The sequence below is a fragment of the Enterobacter cloacae complex sp. 277I4 genome, from assembly GCF_050031465.1.
In the GTDB taxonomy this organism is placed as follows: Bacteria; Pseudomonadota; Gammaproteobacteria; order Enterobacterales; family Enterobacteriaceae; genus Enterobacter; species Enterobacter cloacae.
This window is the reverse complement of record NZ_JBLGWC010000001.1, coordinates 3,590,105-3,612,803: the sequence shown is the minus strand read 5'-3', so window position 1 is coordinate 3,612,803 and position 22,699 is coordinate 3,590,105. Positions and strand designations below refer to the sequence as shown.

21 protein-coding genes and 1 tRNA gene are annotated in these 22,699 nt (G+C 55.3%); 14 read left to right on the top strand and 8 right to left on the bottom strand.

Annotation, left to right across the window (positions count from 1 at the left end; genetic code table 11):
• Positions 1-35: 35 nt before the first annotated feature.
• Together ypdK and lpxP are read right to left on the bottom strand one after the other, a co-directional pair.
• Positions 36-107, bottom strand: coding sequence for a membrane protein YpdK (gene ypdK / locus ACQG19_RS17610; protein ID WP_099458937.1), 72 nt, complete (start codon positions 105-107; stop codon positions 36-38).
• Between the two features lie 357 nt (positions 108-464).
• Positions 465-1,385, bottom strand: a complete 921-nt coding sequence (gene lpxP / locus ACQG19_RS17605) for a kdo(2)-lipid IV(A) palmitoleoyltransferase (RefSeq protein ID WP_246932015.1) — start codon at positions 1,383-1,385, stop codon at positions 465-467.
• A 311-nt stretch (positions 1,386-1,696) separates the two neighbouring features.
• Here lpxP and ACQG19_RS17600 point away from each other — a divergent pair, with 311 nt between their 5' ends.
• Positions 1,697-3,076 (top strand): diguanylate cyclase, encoded by a 1,380-nt coding sequence (locus tag ACQG19_RS17600; RefSeq protein ID WP_013098174.1) that lies wholly within the window; start codon positions 1,697-1,699, stop codon positions 3,074-3,076.
• 15 nt (positions 3,077-3,091) lie between these two features.
• On the opposite strand, the gene ACQG19_RS17595 is transcribed toward ACQG19_RS17600, so the two are convergent.
• Both ACQG19_RS17595 and ACQG19_RS17590 read right to left on the bottom strand, forming a co-directional pair.
• Positions 3,092-3,163 (bottom strand) — tRNA-Arg (locus tag ACQG19_RS17595).
• A gap of 75 nt (positions 3,164-3,238) precedes the next feature.
• Positions 3,239-4,168, bottom strand: coding sequence for a formate/nitrite transporter family protein (locus ACQG19_RS17590; RefSeq protein WP_038420289.1), 930 nt, complete (start codon positions 4,166-4,168; stop codon positions 3,239-3,241).
• Positions 4,169-4,483: 315 nt separating this feature from the next.
• Here ACQG19_RS17590 and mlaA point away from each other — a divergent pair, with 315 nt between their 5' ends.
• Complete coding sequence (mlaA, locus tag ACQG19_RS17585; RefSeq protein WP_013098159.1) at positions 4,484-5,236, top strand: phospholipid-binding lipoprotein MlaA; 753 nt, start codon at positions 4,484-4,486, stop codon at positions 5,234-5,236.
• 45 nt (positions 5,237-5,281) lie between these two features.
• On the opposite strand, the gene fadL is transcribed toward mlaA, so the two are convergent.
• A complete protein-coding gene (gene fadL, locus ACQG19_RS17580) occupies positions 5,282-6,604 on the bottom strand; it encodes a long-chain fatty acid transporter FadL (protein WP_014832806.1) in 1,323 nt (440 codons plus the stop codon).
• A gap of 372 nt (positions 6,605-6,976) precedes the next feature.
• Here fadL and ACQG19_RS17575 point away from each other — a divergent pair, with 372 nt between their 5' ends.
• From ACQG19_RS17575 to sixA, 4 genes are all read left to right on the top strand, one after another.
• Positions 6,977-7,261 (top strand): YfcZ/YiiS family protein, encoded by a 285-nt coding sequence (locus ACQG19_RS17575; RefSeq protein WP_014832805.1) that lies wholly within the window; start codon positions 6,977-6,979, stop codon positions 7,259-7,261.
• Positions 7,262-7,485: 224 nt separating this feature from the next.
• The gene (gene fadI, locus ACQG19_RS17570) at positions 7,486-8,796 is read left to right on the top strand and encodes an acetyl-CoA C-acyltransferase FadI (protein WP_246931968.1); all 1,311 of its coding nucleotides are present in this window, start codon (positions 7,486-7,488) and stop codon (positions 8,794-8,796) included.
• Entirely contained in the window at positions 8,796-10,943 is a 2,148-nt protein-coding gene (gene fadJ, locus ACQG19_RS17565; RefSeq protein ID WP_246931966.1) for a fatty acid oxidation complex subunit alpha FadJ, read from the top strand. Before fadI ends, fadJ begins: the two co-directional genes overlap by 1 nt.
• Positions 10,944-11,151: 208 nt before the next feature.
• On the top strand, positions 11,152-11,637 hold the full coding sequence (gene sixA, locus ACQG19_RS17560) for a phosphohistidine phosphatase SixA (protein ID WP_014832802.1): 486 nt from the start codon (positions 11,152-11,154) through the stop codon (positions 11,635-11,637).
• 46 nt (positions 11,638-11,683) lie between these two features.
• On the opposite strand, the gene smrB is transcribed toward sixA, so the two are convergent.
• Positions 11,684-12,235: an endonuclease SmrB gene (gene smrB, locus ACQG19_RS17555; protein ID WP_013098153.1), complete on the bottom strand. Its 552-nt coding sequence runs from the start codon at positions 12,233-12,235 to the stop codon at positions 11,684-11,686.
• Positions 12,236-12,380: 145 nt separating this feature from the next.
• On the opposite strand from smrB, the gene prmB reads away from it, so the two are divergent.
• From prmB to ACQG19_RS17525, 6 genes are read left to right on the top strand one after another with little or no spacing between them, the layout of a single operon-like run.
• Entirely contained in the window at positions 12,381-13,313 is a 933-nt protein-coding gene (prmB, locus tag ACQG19_RS17550; RefSeq protein ID WP_013098152.1) for a 50S ribosomal protein L3 N(5)-glutamine methyltransferase, read from the top strand.
• A gap of 60 nt (positions 13,314-13,373) precedes the next feature.
• A complete protein-coding gene (gene aroC, locus ACQG19_RS17545) occupies positions 13,374-14,459 on the top strand; it encodes a chorismate synthase (protein ID WP_023619788.1) in 1,086 nt (361 codons plus the stop codon).
• A gap of 2 nt (positions 14,460-14,461) precedes the next feature.
• A complete protein-coding gene (gene mepA / locus ACQG19_RS17540; RefSeq protein WP_020690615.1) occupies positions 14,462-15,286 on the top strand; it encodes a penicillin-insensitive murein endopeptidase in 825 nt (274 codons plus the stop codon).
• Positions 15,286-16,098 (top strand): sulfite exporter TauE/SafE family protein, encoded by an 813-nt coding sequence (locus tag ACQG19_RS17535; RefSeq protein ID WP_013098149.1) that lies wholly within the window; start codon positions 15,286-15,288, stop codon positions 16,096-16,098. The genes mepA and ACQG19_RS17535 overlap by 1 nt, the downstream gene beginning before the upstream one ends.
• A complete protein-coding gene (locus ACQG19_RS17530; RefSeq protein WP_013098148.1) occupies positions 16,095-16,640 on the top strand; it encodes an elongation factor P hydroxylase in 546 nt (181 codons plus the stop codon). The genes ACQG19_RS17535 and ACQG19_RS17530 overlap by 4 nt, the downstream gene beginning before the upstream one ends.
• Positions 16,641-16,653: 13 nt before the next feature.
• Complete coding sequence (locus ACQG19_RS17525; RefSeq protein ID WP_013098147.1) at positions 16,654-16,932, top strand: YfcL family protein; 279 nt, start codon at positions 16,654-16,656, stop codon at positions 16,930-16,932.
• Positions 16,933-16,968: 36 nt separating this feature from the next.
• Here ACQG19_RS17525 and mnmC read toward each other — a convergent pair whose 3' ends face one another.
• On the bottom strand, positions 16,969-18,966 hold the full coding sequence (gene mnmC, locus ACQG19_RS17520; RefSeq protein WP_246931964.1) for a bifunctional tRNA (5-methylaminomethyl-2-thiouridine)(34)-methyltransferase MnmD/FAD-dependent 5-carboxymethylaminomethyl-2-thiouridine(34) oxidoreductase MnmC: 1,998 nt from the start codon (positions 18,964-18,966) through the stop codon (positions 16,969-16,971).
• 158 nt (positions 18,967-19,124) lie between these two features.
• Between mnmC and fabB the strand changes: the two genes are divergently transcribed.
• Both fabB and ACQG19_RS17510 read left to right on the top strand, forming a co-directional pair.
• Positions 19,125-20,342, top strand: a complete 1,218-nt coding sequence (gene fabB, locus ACQG19_RS17515; protein WP_013098145.1) for a beta-ketoacyl-ACP synthase I — start codon at positions 19,125-19,127, stop codon at positions 20,340-20,342.
• Positions 20,343-20,410: 68 nt separating this feature from the next.
• Positions 20,411-21,589 carry an MFS transporter gene (locus ACQG19_RS17510; protein WP_013098144.1) on the top strand — a complete coding sequence of 393 codons (1,179 nt, stop codon included), beginning with the start codon at positions 20,411-20,413 and terminating at the stop codon, positions 21,587-21,589.
• Positions 21,590-21,679: 90 nt separating this feature from the next.
• Here the strand turns inward: ACQG19_RS17510 and flk are convergent, their stop codons facing one another.
• Entirely contained in the window at positions 21,680-22,684 is a 1,005-nt protein-coding gene (flk, locus tag ACQG19_RS17505; RefSeq protein WP_222168732.1) for a flagella biosynthesis regulator Flk, read from the bottom strand.
• Positions 22,685-22,699 lie beyond the last annotated feature (15 nt).

Sequence of the window (22,699 nt, the reverse complement as noted above, 5' to 3'; positions counted from 1 at the left end):
CAACGGCTCCTGTTTTTTTGACTGCATGTTCTTCGCTAGATCATCAGGGCGAAGGTTCCGGCCCACACTAAAACAATCACCGAAATGCCCATAAAGAAATATTTCACGTTTCATCGCTCCGCGTATCTTCTGGTACGCACTTAAAAACAGAGTCCACCTGATTATAGAGAACTGACATTTGCCTGAGACGGAAATGAGAATTATCCCGTTACGATGCAAACTCCAGCTCAGAATTCTGTGCTTTCCTGTTGCCAGACGGCGCTAATGTACGCCTAAAAATGAGGGGTGACAAGGGGCATTTTTTTAAATACTTTCCGTAACTTACGGGTGTCGTGGAACGGCGACAGTTTGATTTCAGAGCGCAATAAATCCACGTTGAGCGACGGCAAGAAAAGACAATTACTCAGGGTGATTACAGGTGATTGAAAAGGTTAGTTTCTTAGCGAAACTAACCTTTCTCCACATTAGATATAGAGAGACGCTTCGCCATGCGGCCGCGTTTTGAAACGGCGATGCATCCACAGATACTGCTCCGGCGCGCGCATAATTTCGGTCTCGATAACTTTATTGATGAACGCTGCGGCTTCGCATTCATTTTCCGGATAGTTTGCCATCTCCGGTGAGATGTGCAGACGATAGCCAGATTTATCAACCTTTCTCACCATTGTCACGGTCAGCATTGCGGCGCCTGACAGACGCGAAATCACGAACGTGCCGTTGGTGGTGGCGACATTTTTAACCGCAAAGAAGGGCGCAAAACTGCTGCCTTTACGTCCGTAGTCCTGATCGGGTGCAAACCAGACGGCTTCGCCTTTCTTCAGGGCGCCGACCATACCGCGCAGATTGTTACGGCTGATCATCTCCTTATTGGAACGCATGCGACCACGGGTTTGTACCCACTCCATCAGCGGACTGTTGTGCGGGCGGTAGGTGGCCATCATCGGCTGACAAAGCCCCATTACTCGGCCGCCCAGCTCCAGTGACATAAAGTGGACACCAACCACCATCACGCCACGGTTTTGAATTTGCGCGCGTTTCAGGTTTTCGAGACCTTCAACGTCAAACCATTTGCGGACGCGCTCATCAGGCCAGAACCAGGCCATACCGGTTTCAAGCAACGCCATACCGATAGATTTAAAGTTCTCGGCAATCAGTGTTTCGCGCTGCTGCGCATTATACTGGGGAAAGCACAGTTCGAGATTTTTACGGGCAATAGATTCACGACGTTTGAGGAAGTGGCGGGATGCGCTGCCGAGCCTGGAGCCCAGTACGCGGATCACAGGATAAGGAAGTTGAACCAGAAGCCAGAGTACGCCAAGACCAAACCATGTAAACCAGTAACGCGGGTGTAAAAACGCACGTTTGAAGTGGGATTGAGACAAAATAGTGAACCTATGTAAAGCCTTTGAAAGTAACGCATAAAGCGATACCACGTGCCAATTAGACCGTTGGACAAGGTCATGGTTGCAGGCTTTACCGATCTTTACGGCGTTGCCTGACCACTGCTGACGTTGGGTGGGCGGCGTAATGTAGCACCGTTATACGATATGTGCTATTACTCGTTTTTGATTAAAAAAGCGGCACCTGGAAAGGGTGTTGATTTTGTTGCTGTTGTTGATTATCACGCATGCCAGACGGTGAATCCGTGCGCTCAATTCCCGTCGGACAAGCTAACGATCTCCCCTGGAGGGTGTAAATGGAAACCTATTTACAAACCGTAAGGGATGAGTGGATTCAGTTAATCAATGAAACGGATCCCCTCGTTCATCAACTTACTGCGCAACTGGCCAGCGATCATGCTTCTGGTCTGATTACGGAGTTCTATCGTGTGGTCCTGGCCGACCCTCATGCAGCGGAGTTTCTGACCACTGAGCAGGTTGAAAGGCAGCTGCAGGAAGCGCTGCGCCGTTGGCTTGTTGATGTTCTCTCCTGCCGGGTTGAACAGGTTGATGAACAGATGCGGGCTCAGCAGCGCGCCGCCGATGTTCACGCCCGAATAGGTATATCGGTCGACCTGGTTGAGATGGGTTTCCGGATCCTGAAAAAGCTGTTGTTACCCCTTATTAATGCCACACCACACCCTTCTGAGACCAAGTTAAGCATCTATCACTACGCCATTAACAGCATTGATCTGGCAATGGAGGTGATGTCGCGCGCGTATGTCTTCAGCGAGAACAATGCGGCAAAAGAGGACGAGAACTATCGAATCTTCTCGCTGATGGAAAATGCGGAAGTCGAGAAGGAGCGGCAGACCGCCGCATTGCTGACGTGGGAACTGTCGCTGCTTTATAAAGTGATGCTGGACTCCAGCATCGACAATAGCCGGCCGCTCGGGCAGTCCGACTTTGGGCTGTGGTTCAGTCATAAGGGACGTCACTACTTCAGTGGTATTGCCGAAGCAGGGCATATCTCTCGTCTTATCCAGGAGTTCGACGCGGCTTTTCATGACGTTCGTCAGACAGACGATGCCCTTCACGACAGGCTGCGGCAGGTGCAATTTTTGCGGCTGACGCGAACGACCTTCTCGCAAATCGTGACCCTGCTGCATGAGCTGTTTGATGAGGTAGCCCGGCACGAGGTGGGCGTGGATGTGCTCACGCGTCTGCTCAACCGTCGCTTCCTGCCAACCATTTTTAAACGTGAAATTACCCAGGCAAGTCGTTCTGGTACGCCGCTGTCGGTGTTGCTTATTGATGTCGATAAGTTCAAGCAAATCAACGATACCTGGGGGCACAACACGGGAGATGAAATATTAAGAAAGGTTGCCGGGGCGTTTTATGACAACGTTCGCACCTGTGACTATGTCTTCCGCTACGGCGGAGATGAGTTTTTGATTGTGCTAACGGAAATCACCGAAGCCGATACCCTGCGCATTGCCGAGCGGATCCGCCGACGCGTGGAAAAAATTAAGGTTCATTCCCCGACAGGCGAGCCAATACCGTTGTCGCTTTCGATTGGGGCGGCCATGTTTAATGGTCATCCTGACTACGAACGTCTGATTCAGGCTGCGGATGAGGCGTTGTATGGGGCAAAACGACGGGGGCGAAACTGCGTGGAGTTATGGAAAGCGCAGTGACGTTTACTATCAAAGTGTCCCCTGCAGGAATCGAACCTGCAACTAGCCCTTAGGAGGGGCTCGTTATATCCATTTAACTAAGGGGACGAGGCGGCACGAGTATACCGTTATTTACACTTTGCGTTAAGCGCATTGCCGCCCGACTGCTCAAAGAGTCACCATTCAGGCCGATTTATTTGCCGATTTTTCATCATTTTCCTGCGCTTTCAGCTCGGCTTTACGCTTATTAGACATGTCGTTACGGATCTGGGCATGACTCAACAGCGCAAAAATAAAGGTTCCGCCGCAGATGTTGCCCGCAAGCGTGGGTAGTGCAAATGGCCAGAAGAAATCGGTCCAGTGAAGCGTGCCGTTAAACACCAGATAGAGGATTTCTACAGTACCCACCACGATATGGGTGGTGTCGGCCAGCGCAATCAGCCACGTCATTAATATGATTACCACAATTTTGGCACTGCCTGCGGAAGGGAACATCCAGACCATTGTCGCGATAATCCAGCCAGAGATAATGGCGTTAGAGAACATCTCCACGGGCGTGTTTTTCATCACATCCATACCGATTTTCACAAACGCATCCCGGGTGGGTTCATCAAATATCGGCATATATTCAAACGCCCAGGCGGCGATACCCGTGCCGATGAGGTTGCCCAGCAGGACCACGCTCCACAGACGCATCAGTAAGCCAAAGTTACCCAGAGTCGGGTTTTGCATGACAGGCAGAACGGCGGTGACCGTGTTTTCAGTAAAAAGCTGCTGGCGGGCCATAATGACGATGATAAAGCCGAAGGTGTAGCCCAGGTTCTCCAGCAAAAAGCCACCGGGTACACCTTCAAGCTGCACATGGAAAATGCCCTTCGCAAGTAGCGATGCCCCCATGGAGAGGCCTGCCGCGATAGCGGACCACAGCAGGGCCATGGCATCGCGCTCCATCTCCTTTTCTCCATCCTGACGGATATGTTCATGGATCGCCATAGCACGGGAGGGAAGGCGATCTTCATCAATTTCTATCTCTTCACCGCGCTCTTTTTCCTCGCTCTCAATTTCAAGTTCTTCATTGCTCTCGCCAATTTTCTCTTCGCCCACGTCTTTCATAACCGCTCCAGTTGGATGTTCTTTCTTTTAAGCGTAGCGGCTTTTAACAAAATGCCCGTGGGGATGCTCTTAAAGTGAGGGTAATGGCAACAAAGGTGAGACATCTCATTCAAAGCCATTATAAAATTGCCAGCGAAACGAATTCTAAAAGCCAGGCTATGCTGAGATCAGAGTGACGGTGGTTACTGCCCGTAATTGTGCTCATAGACATCGGTAAACGTGCTGATACAATCACTTGCACGTTTACAGACGGAGCATCAAATGCTCCGTTACGGATGGCAATCAACGATAGCCATACTGAACAGGGAGAATTTTATGAAACTTCGGCTGTCGGCGCTTGCGCTGGGCGCGACGATGCTTGTGGGCTGCGCCAGCTCCGGGGAGCAAACGGGACGCTCCGATCCTCTCGAAGGATTTAACCGCTCAATGTATAGCTTCAACTATAACGTGCTGGATCCGTATGTGGTTCGCCCGGTGGCGGTTGCATGGCGTGATTATGTTCCCCAGCCTGCGCGTAACGGGTTGAGCAATTTCACCAGTAACCTTGAAGAGCCAGCGGTGATGGTCAACTACTTCCTGCAAGGCGATCCGTATCAGGGGATGGTGCACTTTACTCGCTTCTTCCTGAACTCCCTGCTGGGGATGGGGGGCTTTATCGATGTCGCCGGCATGGCGAACCCGAAACTGCAGCGTGAACAGCCGCACCGCTTCGGGAGTACGCTGGGTCATTATGGCGTCGGTTACGGCCCGTACGTTCATCTGCCGTTCTATGGCAGCTTTACCGTGCGTGATGATGGCGGTGATATGGTGGATACGCTGTATCCGGTTCTTTCGTGGCTGACCTGGCCGCTGTCGATTGGTAAATGGACGGTAGAAGGGATTGAAACACGTGCGCAACTGCTCGATTCCGACGGTCTGCTGCGTCAGTCTTCCGATCCATACATCATGGTGCGTGAAGCTTACTTCCAGAATCATGACTTTATTGCCAATGGTGGCAAGCTGAAGCCGGAAGAGAATCCAAACGCGAAGGCAATCGAGAACGAATTAAAAGATATCGATTCGGAATAAATAAAAAAGGTGAGCGATGCTCACCTTTTTTGATCCCTGCGCGAATTAGAACGCGTAGTTGAAGTTCAGGCCATACAGCCAGGCTTTACCTTCGGAAGAGAACTCATACGGACCTTCCTTGAAGCTGACTTTTTGACCGTGCATATACGAAACACCCGCATCGACAGAGGCATCTTTGTTGAATGCATAGGTCGCACCGGCGCTCAGCCAGAAGCGGTCCTGATCCGGAATGGAGATAGAACGTTTGTCAGCCGGAACCGGGCTATCATCGAAGGCAATACCGGTACGGAACGTCCAGTTGTCATCCATATAGTAGGTGGTACCCAGTGCGATGCGGTAGGCATCACGGAAGCTTTCATCTTTATAGAACAGCGTGTCGCCTTTGCTGTTGGTCGCTTTCAGCTCCTGGAACTGGCTCCAGCTGGTGTAGGTCAGGCTATAGTGAATCGCCCACTGTGGTGCCACGCGGTTATAACCGGACAATTCCCACATTTCCGGTAAGTGCAGACTCAGAGAACCGCCAGTGGTACGGCCATCGGTGCCCATTGGCAGGCCGAAGGTGCCGAGGATCTGGTTATAAGCAGAAGGCAGGCTGCTCTTGTAGTCGCCGTCAAAGTCGATTTTCACTTCGGAACGGTAGGTGAAACCGTAACGGTTGTTTTTATCGAGTTCATAAAGGATACCGGCGTTCCAGCCAAAGCCCCACTCGTCACCCTTCAGATACGCGATCTGGGTGTCTGCCGGGATCCCTGCAACCTGTTGTGCCAGAGGCGGCGGCAGTGCGCCGGAGCCCGCAACGATTTTGCCGAGATCGCCCGCGTAACGTTCGATTTTCGCTTTAGCATAAACGGCATCAAAGCCAACGCCGAAGCTCCAGTTACTGTTCAGACGGTAAGCACCGCTCAGGTTCAGGTTCAGAGTCTCAAGGTCGGTCTTACCGCCATAGGCTCCTGCTGCGTAGTCGTTATTAAACTCGGTCGCTAAACCATAGTTAGAGGTTACGGATGCACCCCAGCCAAACTGGTCGTTGATTGGCGCAACGAAGTGCAGGTTTGGCACCCATGCCGTTGGTGCGATGTTATCGGAATTCAGGCTGGCTCCGCTCGGGGAACGGCCCGTAATATCCACACCCGGATCAACAAAGATGGCGCCCGCTGAGAACGTTGGGCGATCAAACATCATGATCAGCGCAGGGTTACGACTGGCGTTACCTGCATCATCAGCAATTGCACCTTCCCCGGAATACGCACGGCCAAGGCCAGAGGAAGAAAATTCGTTTAACTGGAAGCCCGCTGACCAGGCGGACGTAGAGACGATTGCCACTGCGACTGCCAGCGCAGTCTTGTTGAACAGGGTTTTCTGGCTCATGACCATAACCTCATTGAGTTATTTTTATTCAATAATTGTTACATACCGTAACAGGAGCGCGAAGTGTAGGGTCTGAGGTATGACTTACAAATCAGACCAGTGGCCAGAGTATAGGTCTGACCAGCTAGAATGTTGCAAGTTTGTTTATTAATATTTTCAAACATGTTTCTTGAAACGAGATCTGGTTGGCAAAAATGTGACCATCACGACTCACCCAAAAGGGCGAATTTTGTTTTAGATCATTTTTTAGTGTGATATTGGTCACTTATCCCGTTTTGCGCCATTAACGGCTGGAGAGCGTCTGCATCGGGGCGTAAAATATCAGCATCGTGTTTGTCTCGCGTCCTGCGCGAATACAGAGGAAATTGAGATATGAGTAAATGCAGTGCTGATGAAACCCCGGTTTGCTGCTGTATGGATGTTGGTACCATCATGGACAACTCCGATTGCACCGCCTCTTACAGCCGCGTGTTCACCAACCGTGCCGAAGCGGAAGAAACCCTGGCGGCGCTGAGCAAGCGCGCGCGCGACGTAGAATCCGATCCGTGTGAAATCAAGTCCACCTTCACGGAAGTGGACGGCGGCGTGAAGCTGGATATCGACTTTGTCTTCGCCTGCGAAGCTGAAACGCTGATTTTCCAACTCGGTCTGCGTTAATCTCCGCGGCCTGATGCCCTCTCCTACGGGTGAGGGTGCAAACACTCAAAACGGTAACCTCTGGGTTACCGTTTTGTTTTTACCTCGGGGCATTTTCTTTTTTCTTCTCTGTGTTTTAGTTCGCATTTTTTCGTTTCCCCAATTGGCTGAATGTAAAAAAATGGTTAAGACTATTTATCAGGTCAGACCACTTTATGTTTGCAAAATTTTTACAGGGGAATGTTATGAGTCAGGCATTACCGCTTATCACCCGACAAGGTGACCGCATTGCCATTGTCAGTGGATTGCGTACGCCGTTTGCGCGTCAGGCGACAGCGTTTCACGGCATACCGGCCGTCGATCTGGGGAAAATGGTGGTGGGGGAGATGCTGGCTCGCAGCGAAATACCGCCTGATGTCATTGAGCAGCTGGTTTTTGGCCAGGTTGTTCAGATGCCAGAAGCTCCCAACATTGCACGAGAAATTGTCCTTGGCACCGGAATGAACGTGCATACGGATGCTTACAGCGTCAGCCGTGCGTGTGCAACCAGCTTTCAGGCGGTGGCAAACGTGGCCGAAAGCCTGATGGCGGGCACCATCCGCGCCGGGATCGCCGGCGGGGCAGACTCATCCTCCGTGCTGCCGATAGGGGTCAGTAAAAAGCTGGCCCGCGTTCTGGTGGATGCAAATAAAGCGCGCACCGCCGGGCAAAAACTCAAGCTCTTCTCGCGTTTACGCCTTCGTGACCTGATGCCTGTTCCACCTGCGGTGGCTGAATACTCCACCGGACTGCGCATGGGCGACACCGCCGAGCAGATGGCCAAAACCTACGGCATTACCCGGGAGCAGCAGGATGCGCTGGCTCACCGTTCCCATCAGTTGGCGGCGAAAGCCTGGTCGGAAGGCAAGCTGAACGACGAGGTGATGACCGCGTATATCCCGCCTTACCGCGAACCGCTGGTGGAAGACAACAACATTCGTGGCACCTCGACGCTGGCGGACTATGCCAGACTGCGTCCGGCATTCGACCGCAAACACGGCACCGTTACGGCCGCCAACAGTACTCCGCTGACGGATGGTGCTGCCGCGGTTATCCTGATGACCGAATCGCGAGCCAAAGAGCTGGGCCTTACTCCGCTCGGTTATCTGCGCAGCTACGCGTTCACGGCGATCGACGTCTGGCAGGACATGCTGTTAGGCCCGGCCTGGTCCACGCCGCTGGCGCTGGATCGTGCAGGGTTGACCCTCGCTGATTTAACGCTGATTGATATGCACGAGGCCTTTGCCGCACAAACCCTGGCCAACGTCCAGCTACTTGCCAGCGAACGTTTTGCTCGCGATGTGCTTGGCCGCGCCCATCCCACTGGAGAAGTGGACCAAAGCAAATTTAACGTACTGGGCGGCTCTATCGCCTACGGTCATCCGTTTGCGGCAACGGGCGCAAGGATGATCACCCAAACATTACATGAGTTACGTCGCCGTGGCGGCGGTTTTGGCCTCGTCACCGCCTGCGCGGCGGGTGGTCTTGGGGCAGCAATGGTTCTGGAGGCTGAATAATGGCAATGGCATCTGCATTTAATCTGACGGTTCGCCTCGATAACGTGGCTGTGATTACCATTGATGTCCCCGACGAAAAGATGAATACCCTGAAGGCGGAATTTGGTGTTCAGGTGCGCGAGATGTTAAAGCAGATCCGCGAGAACAAAGCGATTCGCGGCCTGGTGTTTATCTCGGCAAAGCCAGACAACTTTATTGCCGGGGCCGATATCAACATGATCGCCCGGGCGCAAAGCGCGCAGGAGGCGGAAGCTCTGGCGCGCCAGGGGCAGCAGGTGATGGCGGAGATCCATTCGCTGCCGATCCCGGCGATCGCCGCGATCCATGGTGCATGCCTGGGCGGTGGGCTGGAGCTGGCGCTGGCCTGTCACAGCCGTATTTGTACTGACGACGCGAAAACCGTTCTTGGGTTGCCGGAAGTACAGCTTGGGCTGCTTCCCGGCTCCGGTGGAACGCAGCGTCTGCCGCGGCTGGTTGGCGTTAGTACAGCGCTGGAGATGATCTTAACCGGCAAACAGCTGCGCGCCCGTCAGGCGCTGAAAGCGGGGCTGGTTGATGACGTCGTTCCGCATTCCATTTTGCTGGAAGCCGCCGTAGAGCTGGCGCTGAAGGGACGTCAGGCAAGACGTGCTCTGCCGGTACGTGAGCGCGTCCTGGCCGGGCCGCTGGGGCGGGCGCTGCTGTTTAGCATGGTGGGCAAGAAAACCGAACAAAAGACCAAAGGCAACTATCCGGCGGCGAAGCGCATTCTTGAGGTGATTGAAACCGGGTTGTCGCAGGGCAGCAGCAGCGGTTATGCCGCTGAGGCAAAAGCCTTTGGTGAACTGGCGATGACGCCGCAATCGCAGGCGTTGCGCAGCATCTTCTTTGCCAGCACTGACGTTAAAAAAGATCCGGGTAGTGACGCTGAACATGCGCCGCTCAACGCCGTTGGCGTTCTCGGGGGCGGACTGATGGGCGGCGGCATTGCGTTTGTCACAGCCAGCAAAGCCAAATTGCCCGTACGTATCAAAGACATCAACCCGAAAGGGATCAACCACGCACTGCAGTACAGCTGGCAGAACCTTGATCGGAAGGTTAAACGCCGCCATATCAAGGCAAGCGAGCGGGATAAAACCGTGGCCATGATCAGCGGCACTACGGACTACCGTGGTTTTGCCCATCGCGATCTGGTCATTGAAGCGGTGTTTGAAGACCTGGCGCTTAAGCAGCAGATGGTTGCGGACGTTGAGCAACATTGTGCGCCGCACACGATTTTCGCCTCGAACACCTCTTCATTACCGATCGGTGATATCGCAGCGAAAGCCGCGCGTCCTGAGCAGGTGATTGGCCTGCACTTTTTTAGTCCGGTTGAAAAAATGCCGCTGGTTGAAGTTATTCCACACGCGTCAACCAGCCCGCAGACTGTTGCTACGGTAGTGAAACTGGCGAAAAAGCAGGGCAAAACCCCGATCGTCGTGGCAGATAAAGCGGGATTCTACGTCAACCGCATTCTGGCGCCGTATATCAACGAAGCGATGCGCCTGCTGGTGGAAGGGGAGAAGATCGAACATGTCGACGAGGCGCTGGTCAAGTTTGGTTTCCCCGTTGGCCCAATCCAACTTTTGGATGAGGTAGGAATAGACACCGGCACTAAAATTATACCTGTGCTGGAGGCCGCATATGGCGAGCGTTTTAGCCCGCCTGCAAACATTGTTTCTGCAATTTTGAAGGACGATCGCAAAGGCAGAAAAAATGAACGCGGTTTCTATCTTTACGGTGCAAAAGGGCGTAAAAGCAAGAAACAGGTCGACCCTTCGGTCTATGGGCTTATCCCAACAACCGGACAGGCGAAACTGTCTGCCGTTCAGTGTGCTGAACGCTGTGTGATGATGATGCTTAATGAAGCCGCACGCTGTTTTGGCGAGCAGGTGATTAAAAGCGCACGCGATGGCGATATTGGCGCCGTATTTGGTATTGGTTTCCCGCCGTTCCTTGGCGGCCCGTTCCGTTACATGGACACCCTCGGAGCGGGTGAAGTGGTTGCGATTCTGCAACGTCTTGCCACGCAGTATGGTCCCCGGTTTACACCCTGTGACGAATTATTGCAGATGGCGGAACGGGGCCAGACATTTTGGCCAGCAAGGGAAACTGTCCTCGTAAGTTGAGGTCAAAGAAGGGTAAATCCGGCGGTGAATGAATCTGATTTGGCGATTTTGTAAACAGAGATTGACTATACTTACGCCATTGAGGTAAAAAACAGCGTTTCATTCACCGAATGGATCAGGCACAATGCCCGGCCATCGGGTTTTCTACCTCAAGCATTAATCGCGGGTAGTTAACGCCGGTGATTCTGGTTAACAAAAGCGGTGCAATATGCAAGTTTTTATCATGCGTCACGGCGACGCGGCACTCGATGCCGCCAGTGACTCAGTACGTCCTTTAACCGTCTGCGGCTGCGACGAATCTCGTCAGATGGCGAACTGGCTTAAAGGTCAAAAAGTGGACATTGAACGCGTTCTGGTGAGTCCGTTCCTGCGTGCTGAACAGACGCTGGATGTGGTAGGGGAGTGTATGAACCTGCCGACCAGCGTGGATGTTCTCCCTGAACTCACGCCGTGTGGTGATGTCGGCCTTGTCAGTGCCTACCTGCAGGCGCTGTGCAATGAAGGTGTCGCTTCTGCACTGGTCATTTCCCACCTGCCACTAGTTGGCTATCTGGTATCTGAACTGTGCCCGGGCGAGACGCCACCGATGTTTACGACCTCCGCCATTGCCAACGTCACCCTCGACGAAACCGGCAAAGGGGTCTTCAACTGGCAAATGAGTCCATGCAATCTCCGGATGGCGAAAGCAATCTGAGGTGACGTGCGATAAGGCGGGAGCAACTATGCCTCCCGCCATGTTTTCAGGGCAGTTCTGGCGGTTGCCACTCCTCAACCTCAATCAACACCAGCAAGGCGGCATCTCCGCCGTACTCTTTGGGCGCCTGATGAAACGCCATCACGTGTGGATGCTGAGCCAGCCACAGCGGCGTTTGTTGCTTAAGAACATGTTTACCGTGGCCGTGCATCACGCAGGCACAAAACACATGTTCGCGGCGACAGGCGGCAATCAACGCCCCCAGCTCCTGTTTCGCCTGCATCTGCGTCAAACCATGCAAATCGAGAAACAGCTCGGGTGAATAATCTCCCCGGCGTAATTTTTTCAGCTCAAAGTGGCTGACATCTTCGCGAACGTACTTGACCGCACCCTGCGTGTTAAGCAGCGGCTGAAACTCATCGGAAAAATAGTGGCTATTATCCGCCTGCTCCTGCAATAGCCTTTTGACCGGTACTTCGCTGACTTTTTTGCGCATCGGCCGGTGGACAATGGTGTCCTGCTTGATTTGACGCGTCCCGGTCATGAGCTGACGGAAGAGCGCCTGATCCTCCTCGCTGAGCGATGTTTTCTTTTTCATTCGTCGTTCTCATCTCGTATTTCCGATAGTGTACCCGACTAAACGCATTTTTTAACCTCAAGCGGTATGCGTCATTGCTGATTTATCGCCGTCTTCATGGCAAACTAGCCGCCGAAAATTATGCGAGCATGCCCTGGAGGAAAGAGTGGATAAAATTTTTGTCGATGAAGCAGTAAACGAGCTGCATACCATACAGGACATGTTGCGCTGGTCGGTTAGCCGCTTCAGCGCCGCCAATATCTGGTACGGACACGGCACGGATAACCCGTGGGATGAAGCTGTTCAACTGGTGCTGCCTTCTCTCTACCTGCCGCTCGATATTCCGGAAGACATGCGCACCGCGCGTCTGACCTCCAGCGAAAAGCACCGCATCGTTGAGCGTGTGATCCGCCGCGTGAACGAGCGTATTCCGGTAGCCTATCTGACCAACAAAGCCTGGTTCTGCGGTCACGAATTCTATGTTGATGAACGCGTGCTGGTGCCGCGCTCGCCAATTGGTGAGCTGATCAACAACCACTTCGAAGGGCTGATTAACCGTCAACCGCAGCACATTCTGGATATGTGTACCGGCAGCGGCTGCATTGCCATTGCCTGCGCTTATGCCTTCCCGGAAGCGGAAGTGGACGCGGTGGACATCTCCACCGACGCACTGGCGGTAACCGAGCACAACATTGAAGAACACGGGCTGATCCACCATGTTACGCCTATCCGCTCCGATCTGTTCCGTGACCTGCCGACGCTGCAGTACGATCTGATCGTAACCAACCCGCCGTACGTGGATGCGGAAGATATGTCCGATCTGCCAAACGAATACCGTCACGAGCCAGAATTGGGTCTGGCATCGGGTTCTGACGGCCTGAAGCTGACCCGTCGCATTCTGGCCTGCGCACCGGATTATCTGACCGACGACGGCGTTCTGATTTGTGAAGTGGGCAACAGCATGGTACATCTGATAGAGCAGTACCCGGATGTGCCGTTCACCTGGCTTGAGTTCGACAACGGCGGTGACGGCGTCTTTATGCTGACCAAAGCGCAGCTGCTCGACGCGCGCGAACATTTCAGCATCTACAAAGATTAATCCAGCGGGCTTCGGCCCGTTTCACAACGCTCACACACAAATAACGACATCGGAGCCGTGATGGCAGGAAACAGTATTGGACAAATATTCCGCGTGACCACCTTTGGTGAGTCGCACGGGCTGGCACTGGGCTGTATCGTTGACGGCGTACCGCCAGGCATCGAACTCACCGAAGCCGATTTACAGCACGACCTTGACCGTCGTCGTCCGGGCACCTCTCGCTACACCACGCAGCGTCGCGAGCCGGACCAGGTCAAAATTCTCTCAGGCGTTTTTGAAGGCCGCACCACCGGGACCAGTATTGGTCTGCTGATTGAAAACACCGACCAACGTTCTCAGGACTACGGTGCCATCAAGGATGTGTTCCGTCCGGGCCACGCTGACTACACCTACGAACAAAAGTACGGTTTTCGCGACTATCGCGGCGGTGGACGCTCCTCCGCCCGTGAAACTGCGATGCGCGTCGCCGCAGGGGCGATTGCCAAGAAATACCTGCAGCAGAAATTTGGCATCGTGATCCGCGGGTGCCTGACCCAGATGGGTGACATTCCGCTGGCCATTAAAGACTGGGAGCAGGTTGAACAAAACCCGTTCTTCTGTGCTGATGTTGAGAAGCTGGAGGCGCTGGACGAGCTGATGCGTGGCCTGAAAAAAGAGGGCGACTCTATCGGTGCAAAAGTGACCGTGGTGGCTGACGGCGTACCGCCAGGCTGGGGTGAGCCTGTATTTGACCGTCTGGACGCGGACATTGCCCACGCGCTGATGAGCATCAACGCGGTGAAGGGCGTCGAAATTGGCGACGGTTTTGACGTGGTTCAGCTTCGCGGCAGCCAGAACCGTGACGAAATTACAAAAGAGGGCTTCCAGAGCAATCATGCGGGTGGCATTCTCGGCGGCATCAGCAGCGGGCAGCAGATTATTGCCAATATCGCGCTGAAGCCAACGTCCAGCATTACCGTGCCGGGCCACACAATTAACCGCTCTGGTGAAGAAGTTGAGATGATCACCAAAGGACGTCACGATCCGTGTGTCGGAATCCGCGCGGTGCCAATCGCAGAAGCCATGCTGGCAATCGTGTTGATGGATCACTTCCTGCGCCAGCGTGCGCAGAATGCGGATGTGACGACCACCATTCCACGCTGGTAACTATGAAAAAAACCGCAATTGCTCTGCTGGCGCTACTCGCCAGTGGGGCCAGTCTGGCCGCCACGCCATGGCAAAAAATCACTCACCCGGTGGCGGGAAGCGCGCAGTCGATTGGTGCGTTCTCCAATGGCTGTATCGTTGGTGCGCAGGAGCTTCCTCTGCAGTCGGATACTTATCAGGTGATGCGTACCGACCAGCGTCGTTACTTCGGCCACCCGGATCTGGTGCTGTTTATCCAGCGTCTGGGCAACCAGGTGCATAACCTGGGGCTGGGTACGATGCTGATTGGCGATATGGGTATGCCTGCTGGCGGTCGTTTCAACGGTGGGCACGCCAGTCACCAGACCGGGCTGGATGTGGATATTTTCCTGCAGTTGCCTAAAACGCGCTGGACCTCGGCCCAACTGCTGAAGCCGCAGGCGCTGGATCTGGTGGCGCGCGACGGCAAAAGCGTTGTGCCGTCGCTGTGGACCCCGGATGTTTTCAGCCTGATTAAGCTGGCAGCTAAGGACAACGAGGTCACGCGGATCTTCGTTAACCCGGCCATCAAGCAGCAGCTCTGCCTGGATGAGGGAACCGATCGCGACTGGCTGCGCAAAGTGCGTCCGTGGTTCCAGCATCGTGCGCATATGCACGTACGTCTGCGCTGCCCGGCAAACAGTCTGGAATGTGAAGATCAGCCGCTACCACCGCCAGGCGATGGCTGCGGTGCGGAACTGCAAAGCTGGTTTGAACCGGCAAAACCTGGAACCTCTAAGCCTGAGAAGAAGACACCGCCTCCGTTGCCGCCTTCCTGCCAGGCGCTACTGGATGAGCATGTACTTTAATGGATAATTTCGTCGACCTGTTTATGGTGTCACCGCTGCTGCTGGTGGTGCTGTTCTTTGTGGCAATGCTGGCCGGTTTTATCGATGCCCTCGCGGGCGGTGGCGGATTGCTTACCGTTCCGGCGCTGCTGGCGGCGGGCATGAGCCCGGCTCAGGCGCTTGCCACCAACAAGCTTCAGGCCTGCGGCGGGTCCCTTTCTGCGTCGCTCTATTTTATTCGCCGTAAGGTGGTTAATCTTGCCGACCAGAAGCTCAATATTCTGATGACCTTCATCGGCTCAACCTCCGGTGCGCTGTTGGTTCAGCATGTACAGTCTGACATTTTGCGTCAGATCCTGCCGGTGCTGGTCATCTGTATTGGCCTCTACTTTCTGCTGATGCCAAAGCTCGGTGAAGAGGACAGGCAGCGTCGGCTGCATGGTCTGCCTTTCGCGCTTATCGCAGGCGGCTGCGTCGGGTTTTACGATGGCTTCTTTGGCCCAGGCGCCGGGTCGTTCTATGCCCTGGCGTTTGTCACGCTGGCCGGATTTAACCTCGCCAAATCTACCGCCCACGCTAAAGTGCTGAATGCCACCTCGAACGTCGGCGGCCTGCTGCTGTTTATCATCGGCGGCAAGGTTATCTGGGCAACCGGGTTTGTGATGATGGCGGGGCAGTTTTTAGGCGCGCGCGCGGGCTCGCGTCTGGTATTAAGCAAAGGACAGAAGCTGATTCGCCCGATGATCGTCATCGTCTCGGCGGTGATGAGCGCCAAGCTTCTTTATGACAGCCATGGACAGGAGATCCTCACCTGGCTGGGGATGAACGCATGAACAGTACGCATAACTATGAACAGCTGATTGAGATTTTTGACGGCTGTTTTGCTGATGATTTTAATACCCGTCTGATTAAAGGCGACGACGAACCGATCTATCTTCCTGCTGATGCAGAGGTGCCCTATAACCGCATCGTGTTTGCGCATGGTTTTTACGCCAGTGGCCTGCATGAGATTTCACACTGGTGCATTGCGGGAAAAGCGCGTCGCGAGCTGGTGGACTTTGGTTACTGGTACTGTCCGGACGGACGTGACGCGGCCACGCAGGGTCAGTTTGAAGATGTGGAAGTCAAACCGCAGGCGCTGGAGTGGCTGTTCTGCGTGGCGGCGGGTTTCCCGTTCAACGTCAGTTGTGACAATCTCGAAGGGGATTTCGAGCCAGACCGTATTCTCTTCCAGCGCCGCGTGCATGCGCAGGTGATGGAGTATCTTGAGAAAGGCATCCCGGAACGCCCGGCACGTCTGATCAAGGCTTTACAGAATTATTACCATACGCCGGAGATCACGGCGGAATGCTTCCCGTGGCCGGAAGATCTTTAACAGAGGAAAGAAGATGATCGCAGAATTTGAATCACGCATTCTGGCGTTAATTGATGACATGGTGGAACACGCCAGTGATGATGAGCTGTTCGCCAGCGGTTATCTGCGTGGTCACCTGACGCTGGCCGTTGCCGAGCTGGAAGCCGGGGACGATCACTCTGCCGAGGCCATTCATGATGAAGTGAGCCGCAGCCTGGAAAAAGCCATCCAGGCGGGCGAGCTTTCTCCGCGCGACCAGTCTCTGGTGCTGGGTATGTGGGACAACCTGTTCCAGCAGGCGAAAGCGAAGTAAGCGTTTCACCTCCCTCTCCCGGTGGGAGAGGGCACCCTATTTAACCTGTTTCCCCTTCAGCAATTTCCGCACCCACAAACGATTCGGATTCAGCCCTGCGAGCGTGGTGCTGTCCAGCGGAATGGGCTCATCGCTCATTTGCGCCGCTAACGCTTCAGCCAGCAGCGGTGCAGAACACAACCCGCGCGAGCCCAGCCCGCCCAGCATAAACAGCTCCGGATAGACCGGTGAGACCACAGCCGTCTCCTTGTGTTCAGCCAGATCCTGATACGCCTCAAGCGTTGCCTCATAGTCCGGTACATTTCCCGCCATGGGCAGATGATCGCGGGTGGCGCAGCGTACGCCGCAGCGCGCTTCGCCCTCGCTGACGTCAACCTCTCTCGCCCACGCCGCGTCCGGGAAGCAGTCAATCAGGCGCTGGCGGTTCTGCTGCTGATCCTCCTCGCGGTAATGCGTGTCTGTTTCACCGCGATGGTAACTGGCACCAATGCAGTGATGAGCATTAGACGGATTTTGCGGCGTCAGGTAGCCGTCATAGCACAGCACCTGGCGCAGTTGGCTCAGTGCAGATGCGGTCGGAATATGGCTCACCTGGCCGCCAACCGGATAAACGGGCAATGTCTCTGTCTGGACAAACTGATTGATGTGATGTCCGTTTGCCAGCACAACGCTGGCATGCGTGGCCTCTTTGCCATCGGCAAAGCGCAGGGTCCAGTGGGTTTTCCGGCTAAGCGATGCAACCTTATGAGCATAATGCACCGTCAGCCCGCGTGACTGTGCCAGGGTAATCGCCGCAGTGGTCAGTTCGGCAGGGCACAGCCAGCCGCCGAGCGGATACTGAATACCGCCGCAGCCCGTCTCAACGCCGGTGGTGTCTGTCACCGTTTTCGCACTTACCGCGCGGGCAATCTCTTCCGGCAGGCCCAGCGACAGCATCTGCGCGATTTTTTGCTGGCTCTTTTCATCCCAGCCGAGCTGCGTCACGCCGCACCAGTCATGATCGAACGCCACCGGAAGGGTGTCGTATACGCGACGGGCAAAGGTAAAGGCCGCGGGGAAAAACTGGAACAGCGCCGGGTCGTGCGCGCTTAAAAGCGGATAAAGGGCTCCCTGACGGTTGCCGGAGGCGCCGTTTGCCGGAGCCGGGTCAGCACAGTAGAGCGTCACCTCCCAGCCACGGTGTAAAAGCGCGAGCGAAAGCAGTGCGCTGGCAATCCCTCCGCCGATTATCGCCACCTCACGGGAGGCGCTGGCGCGGCGTGCAAACCAGGGCGCCCGGGCGGGGATCGCCAGCGTCTGCTCCATCGTCCCGACCAGCATGTCGCGCTTGCGGCCAAACCCTTTGGTTTTTCGCATCGTAAAGCCTGCTTCCTGTAAGCCGCGGCGGACAAACCCCGCCGAGGTAAAGGTCGCGAGCGTTGCGCCAGGCCGCGCCAGACGCGCCATGGCGCTAAACAGATGCTGACTCCACATCTCCGGGTTTTTGGCTGGCGCAAACCCGTCAAGGAACCACGCGTCCACCTTCTGGTTCATCGAATCATCAAGCTTATCGGTCAGTTCGTTGATATCGCCGAGCCATAAGTCCAGCGTGACGCGTCCACCGTCCAGCAGCAGACGATGGCAACCGCCGATGGCGGGCGGCCACTGCGCCTGAAGTTGTTCAGCCCACGGGGCAAGCTCCGGCCAGCGCTGGTGCGCCAGGTGCAGGTCGTGCGCGGTGAGTGGAAATTTTTCGAAACTGATGAAATGTAATCTTTGTAGCGTAGCCTCAGGATGGGCAGCGTGAAACTGGTCGAAAGCCTGCCAGAGGGTCAAAAAATTCAGGCCGGTACCGAACCCGCTCTCTGCGACGACAAACAGACTGCGCGGATGGGCGGGAAAGCGTGCGCTGAGCTGATTTCCGTCGAGGAAAACATAGCGGGTTTCTTCCAGTCCGTTATCATTAGAAAAATAGACGTCATCAAAATCTCGGGAAACAGGTGTACCCTCAGCGTTGAATTCGAGGTTGGCGGGTTGTATAGCGTTTTGTTTCACGTAAGTTACTCGTCTGACAGGCAGTGGCACGATCTTAACGATGTGAGTCCATCGGTGCAAATTTCCGCAGAAAATGTCTGATCGGACTTGTTCGGCGTACAAGTGTACGCTATTGTGCGACTCGAAACTTACTATAGTGCGACTTACAGAGGTATTGAATGAAACGTGCAGTGATTACTGGCCTGGGCATTGTTTCCAGCATCGGTAATAACCAGCAGGAAGTCCTGGCATCTCTGCGTGAAGGACGCTCCGGGATCACTTTCTCTGAAGAGTTTAAAGATTCAGGTATGCGTAGCCACGTATGGGGTAACGTCAAACTGGACACCACCGGTTTGATTGACCGTAAAGTGGTTCGTTTCATGAACGATGCCTCTATTTATGCTTATCTCTCCATGCAGGAAGCGATCAAAGATTCTGGCCTGAGCGAAGAGGTTTACCAGAACAACCCGCGCGTGGGTCTGATTGCCGGTTCCGGTGGTTCATCCAAAGCGCAGGTATTCGGTGCTGACGCCATGCGTAGCCCGCGTGGTCTGAAAGCAGTAGGTCCGTACGTGGTAACCAAAGCCATGGGGTCTGCGGTTTCCGCGTGCCTGGCAACCCCATTCAAAATTCACGGTGTGAACTACTCCATCAGCTCTGCATGTGCGACGTCCGCACACTGCATCGGTAATGCTGTTGAGCAGATCCAACTGGGTAAACAGGACATCGTATTTGCTGGCGGCGGTGAAGAGCTGGGCTGGGAAATGGCCTGTGAATTCGACGCGATGGGTGCCCTGTCTACTAAATACAATGAAACTCCGGCTAAAGCATCCCGTACCTATGATGCGCACCGTGACGGTTTTGTTATCGCAGGCGGCGGCGGTATGGTTGTGGTTGAAGAGCTGGAACACGCTCTGGCACGTGGCGCGCACATCTACGCTGAGATCGTGGGCTACGGTGCCACGTCTGACGGCGCTGACATGGTTGCTCCATCCGGCGAAGGCGCGGTGCGCTGCATGAAGATGGCGATGCACGGCGTTGATACTCCAATCGACTACCTGAACTCCCACGGGACTTCTACGCCGGTAGGCGATGTGAAAGAACTGGGTGCGATCCGTGAAGTCTTCGGCGACAACAGCCCGGCAATCTCCGCGACCAAAGCCATGACCGGTCACTCTCTGGGTGCAGCTGGCGTGCAGGAAGCAATCTACTCTCTGCTGATGCTGGAAAATGGCTTTATCGCGCCAAGCATCAACATCGAAGAGATGGACGAGCAGGCAGCGGGCCTGAACATCGTGACCGAAACCACCGAACGTGAGCTGACGACCGTAATGTCCAACAGCTTCGGTTTTGGCGGCACCAACGCCACGCTGGTCATGCGCAAGCTGAAAGCGTAAGCGTTTGAAGGTATAGTAGAAGGGAGCCGCGAGGCTCCCTTTTTTTATGCCTGAACACGGAGTTACGCATGAAGGCCGTTATCCCTGAGAAGAGTACCCCTTCCGGGAACCTTTCCCTTTTCCGTATCGCCTTTGCGGTATTTCTGACCTACATGACCGTTGGCCTGCCGCTGCCTGTTATCCCGCTGTTTGTTCACCAGGAGCTGGGCTACGGCAATACCCTGGTTGGCATCGCCGTGGGTATTCAGTTTTTAGCTACCGTATTAACCCGCGGCTACGCCGGGCGTCTGGCGGACCAGCACGGTGCCAAACGCTCAGCGCTGCAGGGCATGTTTGCCTGCGGGCTGGCGGGCGCAGCGTGGCTGCTTGCCGCGCTTCTGCCGGTCGACGCGGCGTATAAATTTGCCCTGCTGGTGGTGGGACGTTTGATTCTCGGCTTTGGTGAAAGCCAGCTGCTGACCGGCACCCTGACCTGGGGAATGGGGCTGGTAGGCCCTGCGCGCTCGGGCAAGGTGATGTCCTGGAACGGTATGGCTATCTATGGCGCACTCGCGGCAGGTGCGCCGCTGGGGCTGTTGATCCACAGCCAGTTCGGTTTTGCCGCGCTGGCGGCCACCACCATGCTGTTACCGCTGCTGGCATGGGCATTTAACGGCTCGGTGCGCAAAGTACCTGCCCATAAAGGTGAGCGTCCTTCCCTGTGGAGCGTAATAGGTCAAATCTGGCAGCCGGGGCTGGGGCTGGCGCTACAGGGCGTGGGCTTCGCGGTGATTGGGACATTCGTTTCGCTGTACTTTATGAGCCGCGGCTGGGCGATGGCGGGCTTTACGCTAACCGCCTTTGGTGGCGCGTTTGTCCTGATGCGCGTGCTGTTCGGCTGGATGCCGGATCGCTTTGGTGGCGTGAAGGTGGCCGTGGCGTCGCTGGTGATTGAAACCCTCGGTTTGCTGCTGCTGTGGTATGCCCCTGTGGCCTCCGTTGCCCTTCTCGGAGCGGCACTGACCGGCTGCGGCTGTTCCCTGATCTTCCCGGCGCTGGGGGTTGAGGTGGTAAAACGCGTCGCGCCACAGGTGCGCGGTACGGCGTTGGGCGGTTATGCGGCGTTTCAGGACATCTCATACGGTGTCACCGGACCGCTGGCGGGGCTCCTGGCCACGTCGTTTGGTTATCCCTCTGTCTTCCTTGCGGGAGCCGTTTCAGCCGTTGTTGGGATCGTGGTGACGCTGGTGGCGTTTCGCAGGTCTTGAGCCGTTGTTGCCGGGTGGCGGCTTCGCCTTACCCGGCCTACCGTTCGGGTCGTTGTAGGCCCGGTAAGCGCAGCGCCACCGGGCAAAACATCAGGCAACGAGCCAGAAAATCGCGAGTGCAATCAGTAACGCAATAAACAGTAATCCCGGACGCGCAGAGAGGGTTCTGAAGGTCTCCACCACCGGCGCAAACAGCGGGCTATAGATCGGTTGAATATCCCTGACTTCCGGCACGCCGCCTTCGCGCTCGGCGCGGCGAATAAAGATCTGATTCAGCAAATCTTGCACCTGCGCGGTGGTCAGTACCGTTTGCGGCGTGGCCTGCCAGGTCTGCTGGGCGTAATCCCGAATCACCTCAAATTCATGCAGCTCCAGCGGCTGCTTCAGTGCCGCCTGTAGCGTATGCAGGGTAGGGGTACTTTGGGTGCTCAGCGTCTGGCGAGCCTGTAGCCAGGTGACCAGATGCGTAAACTGTTTGGCCGGGATCAGCTCGCCCGCTTTCACGCCGGAAAGCTCGAGCATCGACTGCCAGATAAGCTTTGTTGATTCGCCGGTGGCGGCGGCCAGCCTGGTCACCATCTGATTCAACGTATTGTGTTCAGCAGGCAGCAGCGGACGCTCGGTTGACGGACGCTGTTGCGGTTGCGGGATGGTCAGCTGATTGGTTTGCAGCAGCGTCAGCACGGTTTTCAGCTGCTCTGGCGTTAGCTGGCTCAGGGCGGTCTGGCCAAACTGCTGTCGAATGAAATCACTGACTGCCTGACGGTTGTTGCCCTGGCTCAACAACTCGGTCAGTTGTGAAACTATCTGGCGAGTGGTGTGATTTTGCTGTGCGGTGGTAATACGCTGATTCAGATTTTGCTCGGCCGCAGGGAAGTGGCGCGACTGCAACGGTGCATCGTTGCGGACGCCTAAATCATGCTTTACCCCGGCCCAGACTTCCGCATTTTGCTGTGAAGTGAGCGCGATCAGGCGCGTGATCAGGCGCTCCAGCACGGTGCGCTGTTGCGTGGAAAGCGGTTGTTCACCTGCAACGTTTGGCGTGACAGGGCCTTCACCCGGAGGGCGTGGTGGCGTACCTGAAATAGGCTGCATCGTCAAAAATCCTTA